This is a genomic window from Geomonas subterranea (assembly GCF_019063845.1).
GTDB classification, from domain to species: Bacteria; Desulfobacterota; Desulfuromonadia; order Geobacterales; family Geobacteraceae; genus Geomonas; species Geomonas subterranea.
Window position 1 is genome coordinate 1,789,381 of the sequence record NZ_CP077683.1, and the last position, 19,135, is coordinate 1,808,515.

Annotated in this window: 17 protein-coding genes; 10 read left to right on the forward strand and 7 right to left on the reverse strand. The window is 53.5% G+C overall.

Annotated elements, in window-relative coordinates:
• The first annotated feature begins 49 nt into the window (after window positions 1–49).
• The 4 genes from KP001_RS07705 (at window position 50) to KP001_RS07720 (ending at window position 3,220) form a co-directional block, all read left to right on the forward strand.
• Window positions 50–1,441 (forward strand): sigma-54-dependent transcriptional regulator, encoded by a 1,392-nt coding sequence (locus KP001_RS07705; protein WP_217288949.1) that lies wholly within the window; start codon window positions 50–52, stop codon window positions 1,439–1,441.
• Window positions 1,442–1,613: 172 nt separating this feature from the next.
• Window positions 1,614–2,171: an archaeosortase/exosortase family protein gene (locus KP001_RS07710; RefSeq protein WP_217288950.1), complete on the forward strand. Its 558-nt coding sequence runs from the start codon at window positions 1,614–1,616 to the stop codon at window positions 2,169–2,171.
• Window positions 2,143–2,574 (forward strand): hypothetical protein, encoded by a 432-nt coding sequence (locus KP001_RS07715; RefSeq protein ID WP_217288951.1) that lies wholly within the window; start codon window positions 2,143–2,145, stop codon window positions 2,572–2,574. Before KP001_RS07710 ends, KP001_RS07715 begins: the two co-directional genes overlap by 29 nt.
• Window positions 2,575–2,851: 277 nt before the next feature.
• The gene (locus KP001_RS07720) at window positions 2,852–3,220 is read left to right on the forward strand and encodes a hypothetical protein (RefSeq protein WP_217288952.1); all 369 of its coding nucleotides are present in this window, start codon (window positions 2,852–2,854) and stop codon (window positions 3,218–3,220) included.
• 755 nt (window positions 3,221–3,975) lie between these two features.
• Here the strand turns inward: KP001_RS07720 and KP001_RS07725 are convergent.
• The gene (locus tag KP001_RS07725) at window positions 3,976–5,865 is read right to left on the reverse strand and encodes a UvrD-helicase domain-containing protein (RefSeq protein ID WP_217288953.1); all 1,890 of its coding nucleotides are present in this window, start codon (window positions 5,863–5,865) and stop codon (window positions 3,976–3,978) included.
• A 303-nt stretch (window positions 5,866–6,168) separates the two neighbouring features.
• Window positions 6,169–6,624: an NADAR family protein gene (locus KP001_RS07730; RefSeq protein ID WP_217288954.1), complete on the reverse strand. Its 456-nt coding sequence runs from the start codon at window positions 6,622–6,624 to the stop codon at window positions 6,169–6,171.
• Window positions 6,625–6,981: 357 nt separating this feature from the next.
• On the opposite strand from KP001_RS07730, the gene KP001_RS07735 reads away from it, so the two are divergent.
• From KP001_RS07735 to ftsH, 3 genes are all read left to right on the forward strand, one after another.
• Window positions 6,982–7,392, forward strand: coding sequence for a hypothetical protein (locus tag KP001_RS07735; RefSeq protein WP_217288955.1), 411 nt, complete (start codon window positions 6,982–6,984; stop codon window positions 7,390–7,392).
• Between the two features lie 138 nt (window positions 7,393–7,530).
• On the forward strand, window positions 7,531–8,019 hold the full coding sequence (locus KP001_RS07740) for an adenosine-specific kinase (RefSeq protein ID WP_217288956.1): 489 nt from the start codon (window positions 7,531–7,533) through the stop codon (window positions 8,017–8,019).
• Window positions 8,020–8,111: 92 nt separating this feature from the next.
• Complete coding sequence (gene ftsH, locus KP001_RS07745; protein ID WP_217288957.1) at window positions 8,112–10,004, forward strand: ATP-dependent zinc metalloprotease FtsH; 1,893 nt, start codon at window positions 8,112–8,114, stop codon at window positions 10,002–10,004.
• A gap of 401 nt (window positions 10,005–10,405) precedes the next feature.
• Here ftsH and KP001_RS07750 read toward each other — a convergent pair whose 3' ends face one another.
• On the reverse strand, window positions 10,406–11,149 hold the full coding sequence (locus KP001_RS07750; protein WP_217288958.1) for a PEP-CTERM sorting domain-containing protein: 744 nt from the start codon (window positions 11,147–11,149) through the stop codon (window positions 10,406–10,408).
• Window positions 11,150–11,670: 521 nt separating this feature from the next.
• Here KP001_RS07750 and KP001_RS07755 point away from each other — a divergent pair.
• Together KP001_RS07755 and KP001_RS07760 are read left to right on the forward strand one after the other, a co-directional pair.
• Entirely contained in the window at window positions 11,671–12,501 is an 831-nt protein-coding gene (locus tag KP001_RS07755; RefSeq protein WP_217288959.1) for a mechanosensitive ion channel family protein, read from the forward strand.
• Window positions 12,502–12,777: 276 nt separating this feature from the next.
• A complete protein-coding gene (locus KP001_RS07760) occupies window positions 12,778–13,032 on the forward strand; it encodes a PilZ domain-containing protein (RefSeq protein WP_217288960.1) in 255 nt (84 codons plus the stop codon).
• A 533-nt stretch (window positions 13,033–13,565) separates the two neighbouring features.
• Here the strand turns inward: KP001_RS07760 and KP001_RS07765 are convergent.
• The 3 genes from KP001_RS07765 to KP001_RS07775 all read right to left on the reverse strand — a co-directional run bounded on the left by KP001_RS07765 (window position 13,566) and on the right by KP001_RS07775 (window position 16,767).
• Window positions 13,566–14,159: a hypothetical protein gene (locus KP001_RS07765; RefSeq protein ID WP_217288961.1), complete on the reverse strand. Its 594-nt coding sequence runs from the start codon at window positions 14,157–14,159 to the stop codon at window positions 13,566–13,568.
• Window positions 14,160–14,605: 446 nt separating this feature from the next.
• On the reverse strand, window positions 14,606–15,367 hold the full coding sequence (locus KP001_RS07770; protein WP_217288962.1) for a helix-turn-helix domain-containing protein: 762 nt from the start codon (window positions 15,365–15,367) through the stop codon (window positions 14,606–14,608).
• Window positions 15,368–16,287: 920 nt separating this feature from the next.
• Complete coding sequence (locus KP001_RS07775; protein ID WP_217288963.1) at window positions 16,288–16,767, reverse strand: class II SORL domain-containing protein; 480 nt, start codon at window positions 16,765–16,767, stop codon at window positions 16,288–16,290.
• A gap of 359 nt (window positions 16,768–17,126) precedes the next feature.
• On the opposite strand from KP001_RS07775, the gene KP001_RS07780 reads away from it, so the two are divergent.
• On the forward strand, window positions 17,127–17,396 hold the full coding sequence (locus KP001_RS07780) for a hypothetical protein (protein ID WP_217288964.1): 270 nt from the start codon (window positions 17,127–17,129) through the stop codon (window positions 17,394–17,396).
• A gap of 388 nt (window positions 17,397–17,784) precedes the next feature.
• Here KP001_RS07780 and KP001_RS07785 read toward each other — a convergent pair whose 3' ends face one another.
• Window positions 17,785–18,789: a tyrosine-type recombinase/integrase gene (locus KP001_RS07785; RefSeq protein ID WP_217288965.1), complete on the reverse strand. Its 1,005-nt coding sequence runs from the start codon at window positions 18,787–18,789 to the stop codon at window positions 17,785–17,787.
• Between the last annotated feature and the right edge of the window lie 346 nt (window positions 18,790–19,135).

The window sequence follows — 19,135 nt, forward strand, 5'->3', positions numbered from 1 at the left end:
CTGTCATGATCGTTCACGTCCAATGTACATCCTGCGCCTGGAATAGCTTATGTCAAATGAAACCATACTGGTGGTAGATGATGACAGGGTGACGCTTTCTTTGCTGCAGGCCACATTGTACGACTGGGGATTCATACCTCTTCTCGCTGAGACAGGGATGCAGGCGCTCAACCTCCTCGCGGAGAGCCACATAGACTTGGTCATTCTTGACCTCATGATGCCGGACATGGATGGTATGGAGGTGCTTGCCCAGACTCGGAGACTATTCTCGCACATTCCTTTCATAGTCCTCTCTGCCCATAGTTCCGCCAAGTCCGTCGTAGGTTCCCTTAGACATGGGGCTGCCGACTTCATCTCCAAGCCATTCAACTACACCGACTTGTTAGACAGCATCAATACCTCCCTGGCATCCCGTCATGTTCCTGAAGCACACAGCGTTCAGGCTGGCGTCCCCCCCCCGTCGTCCTCTTTCCAGCAGATCGTCAGCAAGTCGCCCAAGATGACCCCGGTTCTGCAAATGGCTCGGCAGGTTTCGTCTTACCCGCAGACGACTGTTGCCTTGTACGGTGAGAGCGGTGTCGGAAAAGAGGTGCTGGCACGGGCCATTCATGCCGCCGGCGGTTTTGATGACAGACCTTTCGTGGCTGTGAACTGTGCCGGGATCCCTACGAACCTGCTTGAATCTGAGTTGTTTGGCCATGTCCGCGGCGCATTCACGGGGGCAGACCGGGACCGTGAAGGGATGTTCTGTCTCGCGAAGGGGGGCACCATCCTGCTCGACGAGATCGGCGACATGCCCCTTGAACTGCAAGTGAAACTGTTGCGTGTGATCGAGAGCCGTACCTATGTCCCAGTTGGATCGACGCGGCACGTGAAGGTCGATTTCCGCATCGTTGTTGCGACCCACCATAATCTCAACCAGCTTGTGGATCAGGGGAAGTTTCGCTCCGATCTGTTCCATCGCGTTAACATTTTCCCGATTACCATACCGCCACTGCGGGAGCGCAAGGAAGACATCCCCATGCTCGTGGAGATGTTCCTGAGCCGCCTGAGAATGGAGATGGGCAAGCCTTTGCCGGGAATCTCGAAACGCGGCATGGATTATATCCTGGGGTACGACTGGCCGGGGAACGTCCGTGAGCTCAAGAATTCCCTGGAACGGGCCGCCATCGTCGTGGGTAACGAACAGATACCCCCGTCACACCTGGAGTTTTTGAGCTCGGCGCATCCCACGGCAAGGAGGGAGCAGAAGAAAATGCGTTTGAGCGGTGGCAATGACCAGCCCTTCGAGTTGCACCTCACCCTGCCGCCCGAAGACTTCTCACTTAAAGCAATCATCAGCAAGGCTTTGCATCTCACTCTCACCCGCTGCAATAACAACAAGTCCCTCGCTGCACAGCTCCTGAAAACCGACCGCCGCGTCTTCTACCGCCTCAAATAACCCTTCTAGCCGTACCCTATCTGCAGACCGTAGCATTACTGCCTTTTTTGCTAGCCTACCACCACAGATTGGTGGTATCCCTTGGTCTAACATCTGAGCAAGGCACTATGTCCTGGCAGCATGAGGAAGGGAGCTGCTGTGGCGAGCCTGCCTGCAACGAAAAGAGCTAAGAGTGCATAAGACAAAAGCTTGGGAAAACGCGGAAGGGGCTTCGCATCACCCCGTTCGGCCTCTGGTAAAAACCTGCCTGCTCTTCGCCGGCTATATGGCCGGTCTGCATGTTCTCCTGTGGCTTTCGGTGCCTGTCTGGAAGGCAACGGATCCCATGCGGGAATTTACCACCCATACGACCTCCTTCCTTTTGAACCAGTTTCACATCCATAACACCGTCAACGGCTACTCTATCATGTTGAAAAACGACACCTGGCTGGTTACCCAGGAATGCACCGCGGTGAATGTGTTGATCCTTTTCACTTCATTCGTGCTTGCCTATGCTGCTTCCCTAAAGGCCAAGGTCATGGCCCTCGCCACTGGCATCCCGTTCATCATTGCAGCCAATCTGGCAAGGCTGGTAAGCCTTGGTTTTTTAACGGAGCTTTTTCCACGGCGAGCACATTTTTTCCATGATTTCGTGTGGGAGACCATTTTCGTAGTTCTCGTCATCGCGATGTGGCTTTTGTGGATCAGGATGGTGGTAATGCATGAAGAGAGTCATTCTGTTTCTGGGTAAGATCCTGCTGTTCTCGCTGCTCTTAATGCCGGCCGTCGGGTGGTTCGAGGGGATCTACCAAGGCGTCCTTCAAGCGGGAATCGCCACCCCACGTACTATTCCTTTCGCAGGGGGCCGAGCGATACTACTTTTTTTCGTGCTCATTCTCGCAACACCCGATGTGACGGTCAAGAAAAGGTGCGCCGGTATTTTCGGAGCAATTCTCCTCTACCTCCTGATCGACCGGCTCATGATTTATCTATGGGGAGTTCTTCCCTACGCTCAAAAACCTGGGGCTGCGGCACAAGCTTTCTATACCCAGGTCTATTACATGTTCATGCATTGGTTGTTGCCGTTTCTACTATGGCTTTTGATCGCATTCCGAGAAGTGGAGGAAGTTCTCAGGATGCCGAAAGTGGAGTAGCTACCGGATTTCCTACGGGCCGTTTCATCCGACCGGTGCCGGCGCCAGCAGACCGGCGAAGTAACGAGGCTCCAGCAGCAAAACCAAGAGGAGGCGGGGGACATTCCCCCGCCTCCTTTTATTGTCCCCTTGTTCCCGCCTCACCGTACGACCATTTCCCATTTGAACGTCGGCACTTCGATTTTAATCGAGATAGGTGTTGCGGAAATGGAATGGTTGGTTATAGTGGACACGCTGAACGTGATTAACGGATTCTAATCCAAACTTGGAGGTGACCATGCTACGTCTAAGGTTCGATCTAAGCGGCAGACCAGCGACCTTGATCACCAACTGCAAACGATATTATAACGGCTTGTGTGGGCTTGGCTTGTACCGCAACCCGCCAGATCAGGCGATATCGTTGGCCAGTTTGAACGAGGCAATCATCAATGCGGATCAGAAGTACCAAAGCGCCATCAATTACGATCGCGTGCAGATCATCCTGCGCAACAACGCTTTCAAGGAGCTGATCGAGAAGTTTAAAAAGGTTGTGGCTTACCTGCAGCTTGTAGCGACGGAAGATGACATTCCCGATCTGTTACAGGCTGGGGTCCAGGTGGTAGAGGTAAACAGGAAGAAGAAAGCACCGGCACCTGCGACGGATTAACCCCTCCTCTCACGCAATCCCGTGGAACTGAAATCGTTCCCTCGGCCAGCGCACCAACAGCAGGTCGAGGGAACGTGTTTACTTTCCGGCATTTGCTTCACCTTCCCCCCAGGAAACTGCTCCCCCAGCGTCGCCCACCACTCTCTTTTAGACAAAGCCACGTCAAGTTTCAGCCGGTCAGATCTCATCACCGCAAGTAAAAACTCAATTTGGGTCAAACGGCATACCGTCTCACGGTACCCGGAACTCCATTTGATCTAAATGGCATACCACTTTGCCGAAATAGAGCTCCATTTATCTTAAACGGCATACCGCCTGACGTAAACCGGTACTCCATCCGACCTAATTGGCATACCACTTTGCCGAAATGGAGCTCCATTTATCTTAAACGGCATACCGCCTGACGTAAACCGGTACTCCATTTGACCTAAACGGCATACCACTTTGCCCAAATGGAGCTCCATTTACCTTAAACGGCATACCACTTGACGCAAACCGGTACTCCATTTGACCTAAATGGCATACCACTTTGCCCAAATGGAGCTCCATTTACCTTAAACGGCATACCACTTTACCGAAATGGAGCTCCATTTACCTTAAACGGCATACCGCCTGACGCAAACCGGTACTCCATTTGACCTAAATGGCATACCACTTTGCCCAAATGGAGCTCCATTTGCCTTAAACAGCATACCACCTGAACTCTCGGTACGTCTCGTGCCCAAATGGAAGTTGGTCAGAGCGCCTAAACGACCTTACCGTAGCCCTTGCGCCAGCGGTTGGTGGTGGACGATATGCAGAGTCTTGCACGCACGGGTGATCGCGACGTACAGGAGGTTCCTGTCGGGGTCGGTCTGGCGGTAGTCGTAGGAACTGGGGTTGTAGAGGATGACGTTGGAGAACTCGACGCCTTTGATGGCGTGAGCATGGATGACCTGGACACCGGGTGAAAAGGAAACCTCCCCCTCCGCGTGCAGACCGGGTACACCGGCAAGGGCAGCGTGCAGTGCTTTGACATCAGCCTTCTTTTTGCAGATGACGCCGGTAAGAGAGGCGGGCGCCGCAAGGACCAGCGCCTCGACGATTTCCCGGATCTTAACCATCGATTCGGCAGCTGTCTTCGTGGGGTGGAAGTCGACCACACCGGAGTGGGCCTTTGTGGTGTCTGCCTGCCGCCCGCTTACCTGGGCGGCCAGATCTACGATCTCTCTCGGACACCGGTAGGAAACCGTCAGGTTCTCCTTTTCGAGTCCCTGCGAATGAAGCTGGGCCATGACACTGGAGAACCCTTGGGAGTCGAGGAAGCTCAGGATCTGCTGCTTTTCATCGGCGCAGATGGTGAGGCTTCGTGCCGCGGAGGTGGCGGCCACGATGGTACGCAGCTCGAGCGAGGAGAGATCCTGGGCTTCATCGACGACGATATGATCGTAGGCGTTGAGCGCCCCGACGACCACGGTGCCGGCCGGGCGCCGCAGCTGAGCCAGGCGGAGCAGGATGCTGACATCGGAAAAGGAGACCACCCGCTCCTTTGCCGCGAACTTCCTTTGAACAACCTGCTGGAACTCATCGCCGGACTCCAGGCAGAGGGCGGCGACGACATAGTCCTGCATGAGAAAGCGCCACAAGTCGGCTACCGGCTCAATCTTGGTAGTCTCCTTCACGTACTTCGCGAGAAGGGCCGGGACCCTGCTGCTTTTCTTCTGCGCCCCGAAGGGATCGTCGAAGACCGTCCTCAGCGAATGCACGCCGAGGGCGGCAAGGGCGGTCAGGGACCAGGCACTGTAGGTATCGACCCGGACAGGGCCAAGAAGCGTGTCGCTGCTTTGCTTGACATAGTCCCTCAGGACCCGGTTGAACATGAGCACGATGCACCGCTCCGGGCGATACTTCTGCGGTGCGTCGAACATGAGAAACGAGAGCCTGTGCAGCGCCACGGTAGTCTTGCCCGCACCGGCCGCGCCGTTTATGACGACCACGCCGTCCCTGAGCTTGGTGATGGCCCGGAACTGCTCCGGGGAGATCAACGCCGCTATCGAGTCCACCATCCGGTGATCCTCGGTCCGCTCCTTGGTGTCGGCGGTCGACTCGCCGGCTGCGCCGTTCTTGTGCCACGCGCCGCCCCGCAGTTCGTAGGTTTCGGAGGGAGTTTCGATGCGGTTGAGCGCCTTCCTGGTGATGGCCACCTTGTCCCGGCGGGTGATCACCCCTTCCCTCTCCACCCCTCTGATGGTCAGCTCGTATTCTTCGCCGATGTCATACCCCTCGTAGAAGGGGCCGGTGATCTCCGCCTTTCTCCAGTCGATGATGACCACCCGCTGGCCGTCCATGAGCGTCTGGTTTCCGATCAGGTACTCCTTCTTGCCGATCCGGCGGTCGTTGTCGTGGATGCCGAGAATGCCGAAGTAGGGTGAGGCCTGCTGGGCGTATTCATGAAGGTATTTGCGCGGAGAGTGGTGCCCGTGCTCGATCAGTTTTTCCGCCAGGTCGTTCTTCTCTCGCCAGTCCACCGAGGCCAGGCGCTGCTGTTCCAGTTCCTTCGTGTACGCCTCGTGCCTCGCGATGGTCTGCAGGCGGTCGACCGCATACCGCCCGATCGCCTCATGAACCCTGTCCAGCCGTTCAATTTCCTTTTTTACAATTTCCATCGACTCTCCACAGCCGTAACATAAAAAAGCACCCACAGGAAACCCCGTAAGTGCCTTGTAACCGTCATTATGGGTGGTTCTCGAGATAGGTCTTAATCCCCCCCATCTCACGACGCTCAATGCCGACTAGATATACCCATATTGCTCTCCTCTTTCAAGCACTTTCTCCAGCATACCGCCGATATCCTGCGCCGGGATACGCAGAGAAACGCCTGAAACCGGCGTTCCCCGTAACCTCAGAAGAAATGCATAAACCCATCTGCCCTCCGGAAACGGGCTGGGCTGGGAAAGCGGGGGCCATCCCTATTGCTTTTTTATTCTGGAACGAATCGCCATGAGACGGCTACAAAACTCTTCCTCCGTCAAAACTGTCTTCCTGGGGTCGTGTTCGCCAATGCTGTGAGTCAGAACTTCCTCACCGGTAGCCAAAAGATCCGTGGCAAAATCAGCTGACAACAAGGCAGCCTCATATAACCGGTCAAGTAGTTGCTGATATTCCGGCGACAAACGATCATAAGACTTGCCTTGCCACCACAGTGTTTGACTGCTTTGCCAGGCTTCGTTCCTTGTCTGGCCAATAGTCTTAGCTTCTTTGCCAGACATCATGCAGACCAGCCTTTGCATTTCAGGGTCGTCGAACTTAAATGCCTGAAGGGCTCCTTCTAGGCATGCACACTCGAAATTATCCAAGACAAATGCACGCGGAGTGAAATTCGACAGTCTTCCCGCAATACCGACCGTATAGCCACCAACATCCATAGCGCACCTCCCACCTTCTTAGAATACGCGAACTGGCAGAAAACAAAGAGCATCCACCCTTTCCGCAATCCTACCTTTGCAACAGCTACGCGTTGCGCGCAGCAGTATGGCAAACATGAGGCATTTTCTCAAATTGATTTCAACACACCTGCCCGCCGCGGGCTATGTGCGTCTGATGTCGCACTGGTTTGGTGACCTGCCGCGCGAGGGCCGGCCAGAGACGGGTTTCCGCGAACCGGATGACTGAAGTCTCCACACTACCTACTGCCTCACCTCTTCTCTGTGTCTCAAACGGATTTACATAGCACCGTCCAGTGCTATCCTGTATTCAACTCGGGAACGGAAAGGAGAGACGAAATGAGGAAGCTTATGACAGCCGCGCTGGTCCTTTTAACAGCTGCCGTGTTGATGGGCATGGGTAACCTGGGAGGCGCACCGGAAGGAGAGGTCCCCAAGACGGATGAGAACATCAAGGTGCAGCTTACCGACCGCTCGGGAATGAAAGTCGAATTGACCAGGTTTTCCATGAACGGCAAGGTTTTTGTTGAAGGGAAAAGAGGGGCTGGAGAAATGAGCGTCTTCTTCCACGACCTGAAAGAAATCAGCTTTGGCCTTGTCAGTGGCGATATGGTGCCGGCCGATTTGCTCCTTAAATCCGGACGTCGTCTTCAACTCAATCTACGGAGAAGTGCCGTCTTCCATGGAGACACTGGAGACGGAGCCTACCAGATCTCGGCCCCTGAGATCAGCGGCATACAAATTCACTAGACCAAGGCGAAGGGACGAAGCGAAAGGAACCCGGGACGTTAATGCGCACCATCGTAGCGGGGCCCGGCATCTGAAACGGCGCGGCAAAACAAACGCTGGAGGGGTCGTTGCTCGCCTTTTCAACCAAAGGAGGAACCCATGAACGTGGAAATACACGATGTAAAAATCGAGTATCCCGAGGGAAGCAACATAATCATAGGCCAGACACACTTCATCAAGACGGCCGAAGACCTGTATGAAGTTATTGCCACGACGGTACCGCAGGCCCGCTTCGGAGTCGCCTTCACCGAGGCATCCGGCCCGTGCCTGATAAGGACCGAGGGGAACGACGACGAATTGGTCCAGGGCTGTGTGCAGGTTCTCAAGGCCATCGGCGCCGGTCATGTCTTTTGTGTTCTGCTGCGCGATGCTTACCCCATAAATGTGCTCAACCAGATCAAGAACTGCCCGGAGGTCTGCAGGATTTACTGCGCCACGGCAAATCCGCTCCAGGTTATCGTTGCCTCCACCCTCCAGGGGTGGGGGATCCTTGGTGTCATTGACGGGCTGCCGCCCAAAGGGGTGGAAACGGACGAGGACCGGCAGGAACGCCGCGACCTGCTGCGGCGTATAGGTTACAAGCGCTGAGAAACTCAAGGACATGGCGGAGAACCGACAATCTCATGGGACCGCATCCGGTAATGCAAAAGTGAACACCTAAGTCCAGAAGAAGATGGATCATGAACGAAACTAAGCAGGGCTACATCCCCGATATCCCGAATTCCTGGAAGATCGCACTGGTCATGCTCGTTGCTCTTTTATTCTCGTTATGGAGCAGCATGTTCAACCCCGATGCTCCCGTGCGCCATACGATCAACTACAGCCAGTTTATGGAGCAGCTTGGCGCCGGCAATATAAAATCAGTGACCATCAAGAAAGAAGCAGTGAGCGGCGAATTGCGCAACGAGACGAGCATCCCGCTGCAGGAAGGGGGCAAGCCCGCGCAGGTGAAATATTTCAGCACCATACTTCCCTCTTTCCAGGGGGAGAAGCTGCTTGCCCAGCTGCAGGAAAAAAAGGTGACCATCAGCATTGAATCCGCCGAACACGGTGCGCTGTGGCAGACGGTGCTTGCATTGCTCCCCTGGCTGCTCATCATCGGTGTCTGGCTAGTGATATTGAGAAGGAACCAGCAGATACAGGGCGGCCCGGGAGGGCTCTTTACCTTCGGCGCAAGCAAGGCCAGGCTTTATGACGTCAACAAGCCGAGCGTGACCTTCAATGACGTTGCCGGCATGGAGAACGTGAAGCTGGAACTGAAGGAAACCATCGAGTTCCTGACGGACCCCACCCGCTTTGAAAGGATCGGGGCGAAGGTTCCCAAGGGGGTGCTGCTGGTCGGCCCGCCGGGGACCGGCAAGACCCTGATTGCCCGTGCTACGGCAGGTGAGGCGGCCGTCCCCTTTTACAGCATCAGCGCCTCCGAGTTTGTTGAGATGTTCGTTGGGGTTGGTGCCTCACGTGTCAGGGATATGTTCAAGAAGGCCAAAAGCACGCATCCGAGCATCATCTTCATCGACGAGATCGACGCGGTCGGCCGGACCCGGGGCACAGGGCTCGGCGGCGGGCATGACGAGCGGGAGCAGACCTTGAACCAGTTGCTGAGCGAAATGGACGGCTTCGACCCCCACGAGGAAGTCATCGTTATGGCTGCGACCAACCGGCCCGACGTTCTGGACCCTGCGCTCCTCAGACCGGGTAGGTTCGACCGGCATATCGTGATAGACCGGCCCGGATGGAAGGAACGGCAGGCAATCCTGAAAATCCATGTACGCGGCAAGAAGCTGGCAGCGGATGTGGATTTAGAAACCCTGGCCAAGGGGACGCCGGGGATGACCGGCGCTGACCTGGAGAACCTTGCTAACGAAGCAGCGCTGGTGGCCTTGAGGCAGGGCAAAGAGCTGGTCGACACGCATGATTTCAACGAGGCCAAGGACATCATCCTGATGGGATCGGTAAAGGAGCTGACCATCAGCGAGGAGGAAAAGCGGATAACCGCCTACCATGAGGCTGGCCACACTCTCGTCGCCTGGGAACTGCCGGGCGCAGATCCTATCTACAAGGTCAGCATCATCCCCCGTGGCATGGCGATGGGAGTGACGCAGCTCCTTCCGGGGGAAGATCGCCACTATTATCCCCGCTCCTACCTGATGAACCGGCTGAGCATCAGCCTTGCGGGCAGGGTCGCGGAGAAGATGGTGTATGCCGAGTTCAGCAGCGGCGCGCAGAATGACCTCAAAGACGCGACCGCGCTGGCCGAGAAGATGGTGGCGCAGTGGGGGATGAGTGACAAGGTCGGCCCGATGAACCTCGGCCGCGGCGAAGAACATCCGTTCCTCGGCAGGGAACTGTCCGCCCCCAAGCGCTACAGCGAGGAAATGGCCTGGGTGATGGACCAGGAGATCCAGCAGATCATAAGGGAAGCGGAGTCAACTGCAACCGGGATACTTAAGGACAGAAGGCATGCCCTTGATGCCCTGGCAGCGGCGCTGCTGAAGGAAGAAGTACTCGAAAGGGCCGATGTGGAGCGGATACAGCGGGATTGCGCCCCGCAGGCGAGTCTGGTGCAATGATAAGTGCAGCTTGGTCTCATCCGCATGATCTCCGCCCTCACCGTGTTCCTACCACCGTCTGGTCTTGAAAAGCCGGGTATTACTTACTGCGGGTCCCCTGCCTGGTCATTAACCCCGGATATTTTAACTCCATCGTTTCCTCCTCGGTTCTACCAGACCGACTCCCTGGGGGCGGCGCTCGATGCTCTCCGAATTTGAGCTACAGATAAAGTATTTTTTATAAGTCACGATACCAAAAATGCCTACGAGTCCAGTCCAACTACCCAGCAGTTTATACGTGTTGACAACGGCAGCAGCCCCCGATATCACACGAGATGCTGTCGCTGTCGGATTGTGGGCGTACATCAATTACAGGAAAATCTAAACAACAGGTGCTCCTCGCCAAGAAGTTCCCCCTAGTCTCAACGAACAGCTAGCTGCTGTTTCTGTTTCTTCCTCCATAGAGCAAGAGCACCAAGGCCAGCCCCAAAGAAAAGTATGGTCGATGGTTCAGGGACAGGTTCAGGAATGGACATACCCACCGAATCTGAGAAATATCCATACGTGGTATACCCTAAAGTGGCGTCATACGGTATTGAAAGAGACAACACGCCGCTGACCATGGAATTTTGGCCTGGTGTGGCTGAAGGAACAGCAATCATATCATACTCACGGAGCCAGACATCAGGGCTGCGTGCCCCATACGGCCTCGTGTAGGTATAATAGCTGAATGAGATGTCAGCAAGTGCATAAGCACTAGCCGTGTTCTCAGCCCACTCAGGCCATCCAACCAGTTCAGCATGAAGTGTATATGGCATATTGAAAGTGATGGTCCCCGATTCTCCCCCTTTAACACTGAACCAAACCATGTCTGCGCCATTTTTATACGTATTAGCTCCAACGGTGCCGGACAAGTGGAGATCTGTCGACCACTGCGGCACGAGACCAAGATCGGCTACCCCTAATCCTGCAGCTGAGACCCATTCGCAATTGGGGTCGTCCCATCCGCTGTCCCAGCGAGTCACCAATGCCCCGTTGGGTAGTGTTACGGAGACATCTCCGATGGAGTAATAAGCATCAGTATCAGCGTAAACGAGTGCAGCCGCTGGCTTTACCAAAGCAGTCATCAGTCCGAAGAACAAAAAACCGAAAAATAAACTTTTCATATCCTTCCTCCAGAGTGTTATTGACAGCTCCCTTGTGTTTAAACGCGCATCAGGAAAAGGCAGCGTGGCGCCACCTTAGGACATGCCTTAGGGGATGAGGTTTCCAGGCTTCAGTGAGGTTAACCGGGCGGATATAACCAACTAACAATGCGACGAAAAACTGTTTTGTCAAGTTGGAGAGGCTCAGGGTGGGAAGGTTATTCGACGGGCAAAATAACAGCAGGGAATGGGGCCTTACTGAAATCGAAGCCCATATGGTGTATGGCTTGAGCTAACCCTAAAACGAGCAGCGACCGGATCTACATAAGGAAAACCTGCTCAATCTGCTGACAGTTGTTAGAGATGCACTAGCCCAACTGGAGGGCGGCGCAAACAGTGACCATGATGCCCCCTTGTAAAGTTTCTTCACCGCCGTACACTTTCCTAGTTAAATCGCAGCAGTCGTGACATTTGTTAGCTCTGGTGACTGAGGAACCGGCAACCTATTGACGGCACACGAACATCACCTAACGGAGGCACGTATGGAAAACATGGGCCAGTACCAACAGCTTGCGGTCACTTACGCCACAGAATTCGGGACCAAGATCATTGCAGTAATCATTTTCTGGTTGGTGGGGCGCTGGTTGATCGGACTGGTGGGGCGCATGCTTCAAGGAGTTTTGGAAAAGCAAAAAGTCGACGCCACTCTGATGCGCTACATCGGAAATTTTGTAGCCGTCACGCTGAACATCATCTTAGTCGTCGCGATACTTGGTTACTGTGGCATTCAGACAACAACCTTTGCTGCGTTAGTGGCAGGTATAGGTATCGCCATCGGCGCTGCTTGGGGTGGGCTGCTCTCGAACCTTGCGGCAGGGATCTTTCTCGTAGTGCTGCATCCTTTCAAGGTAGGTGATTTCGTGACAGTAGGTGGGGTGACCGGTACTGTTAAAGAAATCGGGCTCTTCGTCACCTCAATCAACACCCCAGACAATGTCTTAACGATGGTTGGTAACGGCAAGGTTTTCAGCGACAATATCCAGAACTACACTGCGAATCCGTTCAGGAGGGTTGAATTGAAATGCCAACTGGCCGGTAGTGCCGATCATGTTGCAGCTATGCAGCTACTACGGGACAAACTGGCAACCGTTCCCAACGTGTTATCTCAACCGCCAGTTGAAGTTGAAATTCTGGAATTCACGCTGGTGGGACCCGTATTGGCAGTTCGACCATTCTGCCACAACGATAACTACTGGCAGGTTTATTTTGACGGCAACCGCACCATCCGTGAGAGCCTTGCTACAGCCGGTTTCCCTGCCCCCATGCCAGCGCAGATGGTGCTAGTGAATTCAACGCCCCCCCCAGCATCATAAACCGCAGGAGATCAACACCGAGTCAGCGGTCTTCAAAAAAACATAGACACGCTGAAAACAGTAAAAGCAGCAATAAGTGGAAAATAGAATTTGCGGAAAGGGCTGCTCTGGAACTGTTCATAAAAGAATGACCTCAGGTTTGAAGGCAGGGGATTGTCGGAGAGACATGTTCCCCTGCCTTTCAATCAGCACGACCATATCAGCCGAATCGCTCTTGACGTTGTTTACCCACCTGTGAGGCTGGGGACATTTCAAATGTAGGAGGCGGCCATTGACATGGAGAAAAGAACTTCTGCCAGACTGGCCTTTCGTGCAAAGGCATACATCCATTGGAATAATGAGGACATCGAGGGGCAAGTGGAAAATGTCAGCGTTGATGGTGCCTTTGTGACGGCGCCTTCCCAAATGCACTTAAACGACGTGGTCGCCCTAACCATAAACGACACTCCCACCGTTGGCATAAATGCGAAGGTGGTTAGGTTGACGAGTACTGGGATGGGATTGAGGTTTGAAAAGACTCTTCATTTTTAAGAAGAGAAACCCACGGCTGTTTCACCTTCCCTTCCTGCTTCCACGATTGGGTTCGGAGAAAAGTGCGTAACATAAAGGAGACCCTAGAGGTCAAGACAGAAAAATCAGCTAAACTCCTGCGAAATCTCGTCGGACCCACTTCTCTAGAGCCTGTTACCCCTGAAGGAGGCAAGCCGTATCTGAGTGCGGTCTCCATGTTGAGGGTCTGGACGTTGGTTCAAAAAGAAGGGGCCCCAAATGAGGCCCCTTCCCAAATCGAACCCTTAGGTTCGACTTCATTTAATTGACGTCCACGAGACGATTCAAACGTCCGCCCCCTTCCTTAGGAATAAACATATAATTGCTTTCCAAATGGTTTCAACCGCCCCCTACCCTCTCGGGGTCTCATATACAAGATTGGCTCACAGATGAAAAATGCCACTCGCAACCTGCACAAATGGCATTTTCCCGTTTAAGTGCGTCGAAAGGCGGGGCTTGCCCCACAGTGCAAGTGAAACCCTGCCAGACGACGGGCGGTACGATTCTGGACGGGTTTACTGCAGCACGATGCCGTCCGGAGAATTGACAGCCTGGACCTCCTCGATGCTCAGGGAGCCATTGCCAAGAAGAGCTGAGGCGCTAGCGGAACCGTTGGCGGAGACGCTGTTGTTGCTTATCTTGGCCTTGACCACAACGTCATGAACGCCCTGGCCGAGGTCAGCCTGTATGAAGTTGAAGTGGTGGGCGGCGGTCGTCTCGAGGAGCAGATCGATCTCTTCGGAGGCAAGCTCGCACTCCATGGTCACGTCGATGATGCCGTCAAGGATGCCACCGTTGCTACCGTCGACGCAGTTGGTGTAGTACCCCCCCAAAGATGCCGACAGTTGCTGTTTCCTCTTATCGAATACCACCACGCCAGGGGCCGCCTCGCTTCCGTCGACGAGAACCTTGACCTCTATGCCCGCCTCGGCAGTCGAGGTGTCTTTGGTCCCACCACTGCTCTTAACGAGGGTATCGGTGAGCAGGCTGGTTTCGAGGGAGACGCCAATAAGCAGGTCTTTAGGGGTGGCGGTGTGGATCCGCCCAGCCAGTACCGTCGACCAGCCATCGGCATCGTTGGTGGCCAACATCGGGCTGACCACAGCCATCGACTTAACGTTGGCGGTGAATTTTGCAGAAGCAGCGAATGCGGAGGTTGCTGTTAAAAGTGCGATCGCAAGAATGGCAAAAACTTTCATTTCTTTCCTCCTGAATGAGTTGCAAAGTTCTGCAGATTGTTTGGTTCAGCCTCCGTCCCGCCTCGTCCGTTCCGGCGCAGGGAATCGCCACGTCATTGTCGCTGGCCACCACCTCCCTTTCACGTGCGACACTTGCTGCGCTCGCCTTGGAGCAAGGATGAACGAAAGCTGTTAGCTGAATGATAGCAAGCGTCCCTTGCTGCACTATGCTGTGTTTGCCTTTCTCTGGGCGATTCTTGCTCTCAATGAAAAAATAGCCTCTTACTCTTAATGAAGCCTAGGGAGAGACGGGAGGGACGAAAACGCGCGCGACCAGTCGAGCGCAGCAGGGGGAGAGGAGAACGAGGGGTGGGAGACTACGATTCGCGCTGAAGTGACTTCTTGAATTCGCTGGGGGTCCCGCCGACCAGTTCCCGGAAGTGTCTGTTGAAAGAGCTCAGATCGTTGAAGCCTACCTTCATAGCCACCGTAGAGACAGGGATATCCTTCCTGAGCAGGTCTTTCGATCTTTTTATCCTCAAGCGTGACAGAAACTGCATCGGCGTCATTCCGATGATTTTTTTGAATTCCCTGCAGAAATGGTGCTTGCTGAGTCCCCCCTCCTGGGCCATTGACTCGAGTGAGATCGGGTCGCCCAGGTTTTCCTTTATGTAGCGGATACAGCGCAGCAGATTGGGGGGAAGATCGCATTCGGGAGCATGGGCAGCGGAACGGGTTTGATCGGCACGGTATTTTTGCCACCTCTCCCATGAGTTGGTTCGCTTTACTTCGATAAAAAAACGGACGGTGTTTCGGAACTGCAGCAGGTCGAGGGGCTTCTTGAAGTAGTCATGGGCCCCGATCCTAAAGGCCTCGACAGCCGATTCTTCCGACCCTGCACTGGTGATAAACATAACAGGAACATCAGGGTTCTTCTGTTTGATCTCGCGGAGCATCTCCAAACCAGCTATGTCGTCCGAGTCGCAGTCGACCAACACCAGGTCCGCACAAAAACGCTGGGAGTGGCGTGAAGCTGCACAAAAGGTGAAGATCTCCACCTGCTCGTCCCACAGTGGTAAGGCTGAGTACAGATCTTGGTTATCCAGATTGGCAATAATCAGGATGGGGTTCTTTTTCACAGCGCCCACCTTTGCTCCCAAAGCCGCAGCCTCAGGCCATGGAGTCCTCAGGGTTTTCATGCCTAATTAGTGGCACGTAGTTCACGGCAGGATGCTGGACCAGCAACACCTGCTTTGACAGAAGAGGGGCAACCAGTGCTTAAACTATCCTAGAATTATCAGAAACGACTGTGTTATTTGTTATATTTAATGTGAACTATTCTAAAATAATGTAACACGTGCGAACAATGTATTACCTCAATATCACACATTGTCAAACAGTTGAGTCAACGGGGGCCGCTGCCTTATCGGTACCGCATCCTCGGCCAATTCGCACATAAGTTAAAATTCATCAATATCAAGTTAACCGAAGCAAATGCTCGTTTGAGTAATTCTTCCTACAGTTCGGTTCGTGGCCTAAATTAAGGTTGGGCTGCTCAGGGGGGAAAGAACTGATGGAGGGCACAAAAAAAGAAACTGCTTTGGGAGATTACCGCTGCTCTTGGACTTGTTTTTTTAGGCAAGTCGGAGTGCGGTCTCTGACCAAAGCAGTTTCGGTGGTGGCTCCCGGTGGCAAAGTAGCGTTTTAACGCTGACAATGTCTACGCTCAGCGGTCGGTTTTTTCAGGACCGATGGCTGGTGGAGCGGGAGCCTTTACCTGTTTCTGAAGGATGTCGCATTCGATGGATGTGGTTGGCATCCCTTCGGTGCGATGGTCTTCATAGCAGGTAAGGATAATTATCTGCCTATCAGCTAGAAAAGCAAACAGGAATTTTGGACATGGCAGACACCAGAATTCCCGTGTACCTCTCGTTCCAATTGGCATGCCGCCCAACCTCGTCACCCCGCGCTACACCCGACGGTACGAGATTGCGGTGAGCACCGCGGTCATCGCTAGTAACCCGATACATCCTCCGCAGCTCCAGTCCCATCAATGGGATCAGGACACCGCGATATCAAGGGTCCCTTCCCACAGACCATGGAGGTTGCACTGCTGCTTCGCCACCAGGGTCACCTTCCCGGTTGACGCGGCCTCTTTGGGGACCACAACGGTGAAGGCAGCTTTCGGCGCTAGGTACCCCCGCGGCTGCAGGTCCAATCTTCCAGCCGGTTCGTTGCCAATGCTGAGCTCGATAAAGCCGATCCAGTGGGCCGGCATCATGCCGTGGAGAACTTCCCCTACCGATACTTCCACGGTGAAAGGCTTGCCGGCAGTTACTGAGGCGGGTGCGGTGATGACAGGCGCATGGCTTTTCTCAAGCGGAGTCTTTTTGGTTGGGTCATTCACCCTGTTGATTGTCTCAAAGAGCTTCATGTCCACTCGGTCGGGAAAATAGCGCTCGGCCGCAGCAACCGTTCCAGCAAAGCCTGCGACAACGGAGCCGGCAATTGTGGTTTTCAGAAAAGCGCGTCTGTTCATCTCACACCTCCTCTTGGAATTGTCACCAGTCTGTTAACGATTGTGCCCCATCTGAGTCTAGTGGCTGGTCGAGACAAGTCAACGGAATCCCCCTCATAAATAGCAATACGGAGCGGTGAGGGACGAACAGGAGGCTATCGGGCATTCAAGCGAGCTGGGTGAAACGGTCTGCAAGCCAGTAAGGGTACATCATCAAACTAAGCAGTAATGCGAATCCCGCCGGCGATCAAGAGTGTACCTTTCAAATGAGACTCGGCTGTTATTAGACCACTGCGTCCGGTGCCTGCCCCTTGACGCAACCAAGTTGTGGGGAGACAATAAAGTACTTGAAGGTTATCCCCTAAAAGGAGGAAATCCCAGTGAGAAAAATTGCATTCATGTTAGCAGCACTGCTCAGCATGGCAGCGGCGGTCCCAGCCTTTGCCGAAATGGCTGACGCACAGAAAGATGAGTGTGTCCTTGCCTCGCGTAATTGCAAAAACGCGGTCGATGACATACAAACTCAGATTAAACGAATCGACGCAGAGGTTAAGAAAGGTACCGCTGTGTACACCCCAGCGGAGCTGAAAAAACTGGAGCAGAAGCTGGCCGAGGTGAAAGAACTTTTGAACAACATGGAAAAACATTAGCGGAGGGTAAGCCCATTCAGGTTGTATCTTTTGGAAGGCCGGAGAAATTCGGCCTTCCTCTTTCATTCCATTCCACGCTTGCAGGTTGCACCAGAGGTTACACAAACAAAAAGGGCCTACAGTAATTAACTGTAGGCCCTTGTTTTCTATGGCGTCCCCGAGACGATTCGAACGTCCGACCCCTTCCTTGAGTCTTTTCAGGGGGTTACAGCCCTGCACAAGCCCTTGCATATATGATTTTATCGACTTTAAGGTCTCACTACAGGTCACACTTTTAGCATCATATGTGCCTAACATCAATACAAAAAGTACCATATTGACGTAAGGTAACAGGTCTCACTGCCACCTTACGTCAATACTAGCTTCCCAACTACCTCGGAATCACCCACTACAGGTCCAAGGCGGCAACAGCGTGTACTAATTTTTCTGGTCTCAGGTGAGCATATCGCTCTGTTACCTGCATCGTGCTGTGTCCAAGCCATTCTTTGACCGTATAGAGGTCGATACCTCTGTCCAGAAGTCTGGTAGCGCATGTATGTCTGAGAGCATGCATCACGAACTCTTTATCATCATCGAGCATCATCCTCTTCCTGGCCCAGTTCCATGCTTTTTGTGCTTGGTCAATGTCGATAGAAAAAGGCTTTATCCTGTCACCTTCCTGTCGTGCCAGCAGTGTCCCCCTTACCCTCTTAGTCATGGGTATGCTCCTGGGCTTGTCTCCTTTGTTGATCCAGATGCTAATGAGGTTGGTGTCCCAGTTGATATCCTCGTACTTCAGGTTCAGCACCTCAGATAACCTGCATCCGGTATCAACTAAGACCTCTATCAAATCTGCTGCTTCAGGGTAATGGCTCCTCTTCTTGGGATGATCGGTATCCCGTAGCAAACTGACAACAGTGGTCTCCTCTTCCTTGGACAGTACCCGAATCCTCCCCTTGCTCTCCTTCTTTAATTTGATGTGCTCCCACGGCTGTTGGTGGTGGCGAAGTAAGGTCTTCATGGTAGCAAGGTATCTGTTGATGGTGGCACCCTTAACACCGGAGTCCTCCAACTTCTTCACCATCCGTTTTATCGTCTGGTCCTCGATCTTGCAGAGGGGTATATCCCCTACCAGTTCCAGTGCTCGCTCAGCTAACCTCTTAGCCTTGAGTCCATCCTTGTTATCCTTCCATCTCTCGTCGTAGGTCTTCTGGATGGCAATGCTCAGTAGCATCCTTGCTGCTCTCTCCCTCGGGGACAATGCACCATCTACCATCATCCTCTTCTTCTCGACTGCTTCAACTAGTTTGGCTTCTTTCTTGGTGAACTTTCCGGTACTCCTGCTGACTCGGACTCCATCAACTGTAAAGTTCATGTAGAACACAGCTTTATCTCCTCGTTTGTAGACTGCCATGGTGATACCTCCTTTGATTTAGGGTACAAAACTCTTGGCTCCTTAGTTGACCGTTAGTGGGATATTAGGATTAATGAGTAGCGAGACTGGTGATTCGGCTTCCAAATTTGACTTCTGACGGGACTTTAGATGTAGAGGTAGGCAAGGATATGGGTTTGCTTAATTACAGCTTAAATTAGGATTAAAATTAGCTTGATTAAATGTTAGCTTTAGTAGTAGTGTGAGCTAATCTTGTTCCTCCGAGGTCTGCCATGTCGAGATGCACCTATATCAGCTCCTGTCCTTTCCCGAACGACAAACTACCCAAAATGCCTGTTACCACTAACTTTATGGTAGAGAACTACTG

What these genes read in the sequence shown, in the direction of transcription:
- KP001_RS07735 (WP_217288955.1), top strand. Translation starts at nt 6,982, where the DNA reads ATGAGGAAGCTTATGACAGCCGCGCTGGTCCTTTTAACAGCTGCCGTG.
- KP001_RS07785 (WP_217288965.1), bottom strand. Translation starts at nt 18,789, where the DNA reads ATGGCAGTCTACAAACGAGGAGATAAAGCTGTGTTCTACATGAACTTT.
- KP001_RS07720 (WP_217288952.1), top strand. Translation starts at nt 2,852, where the DNA reads ATGCTACGTCTAAGGTTCGATCTAAGCGGCAGACCAGCGACCTTGATC.
- KP001_RS07750 (WP_217288958.1), bottom strand. Translation starts at nt 11,149, where the DNA reads ATGAAAAGTTTATTTTTCGGTTTTTTGTTCTTCGGACTGATGACTGCT.
- KP001_RS07755 (WP_217288959.1), top strand. Translation starts at nt 11,671, where the DNA reads ATGGAAAACATGGGCCAGTACCAACAGCTTGCGGTCACTTACGCCACA.
- KP001_RS07775 (WP_217288963.1), bottom strand. Translation starts at nt 16,767, where the DNA reads ATGAACAGACGCGCTTTTCTGAAAACCACAATTGCCGGCTCCGTTGTC.
- KP001_RS07725 (WP_217288953.1), bottom strand. Translation starts at nt 5,865, where the DNA reads ATGGAAATTGTAAAAAAGGAAATTGAACGGCTGGACAGGGTTCATGAG.
- KP001_RS07715 (WP_217288951.1), top strand. Translation starts at nt 2,143, where the DNA reads ATGAAGAGAGTCATTCTGTTTCTGGGTAAGATCCTGCTGTTCTCGCTG.
- KP001_RS07705 (WP_217288949.1), top strand. Translation starts at nt 50, where the DNA reads ATGTCAAATGAAACCATACTGGTGGTAGATGATGACAGGGTGACGCTT.
- KP001_RS07765 (WP_217288961.1), bottom strand. Translation starts at nt 14,159, where the DNA reads ATGGCTGTGGTCAGCCCGATGTTGGCCACCAACGATGCCGATGGCTGG.
- KP001_RS07730 (WP_217288954.1), bottom strand. Translation starts at nt 6,624, where the DNA reads ATGGATGTTGGTGGCTATACGGTCGGTATTGCGGGAAGACTGTCGAAT.
- KP001_RS07760 (WP_217288960.1), top strand. Translation starts at nt 12,778, where the DNA reads ATGGAGAAAAGAACTTCTGCCAGACTGGCCTTTCGTGCAAAGGCATAC.
- ftsH (WP_217288957.1), top strand. Translation starts at nt 8,112, where the DNA reads ATGAACGAAACTAAGCAGGGCTACATCCCCGATATCCCGAATTCCTGG.
- KP001_RS07740 (WP_217288956.1), top strand. Translation starts at nt 7,531, where the DNA reads ATGAACGTGGAAATACACGATGTAAAAATCGAGTATCCCGAGGGAAGC.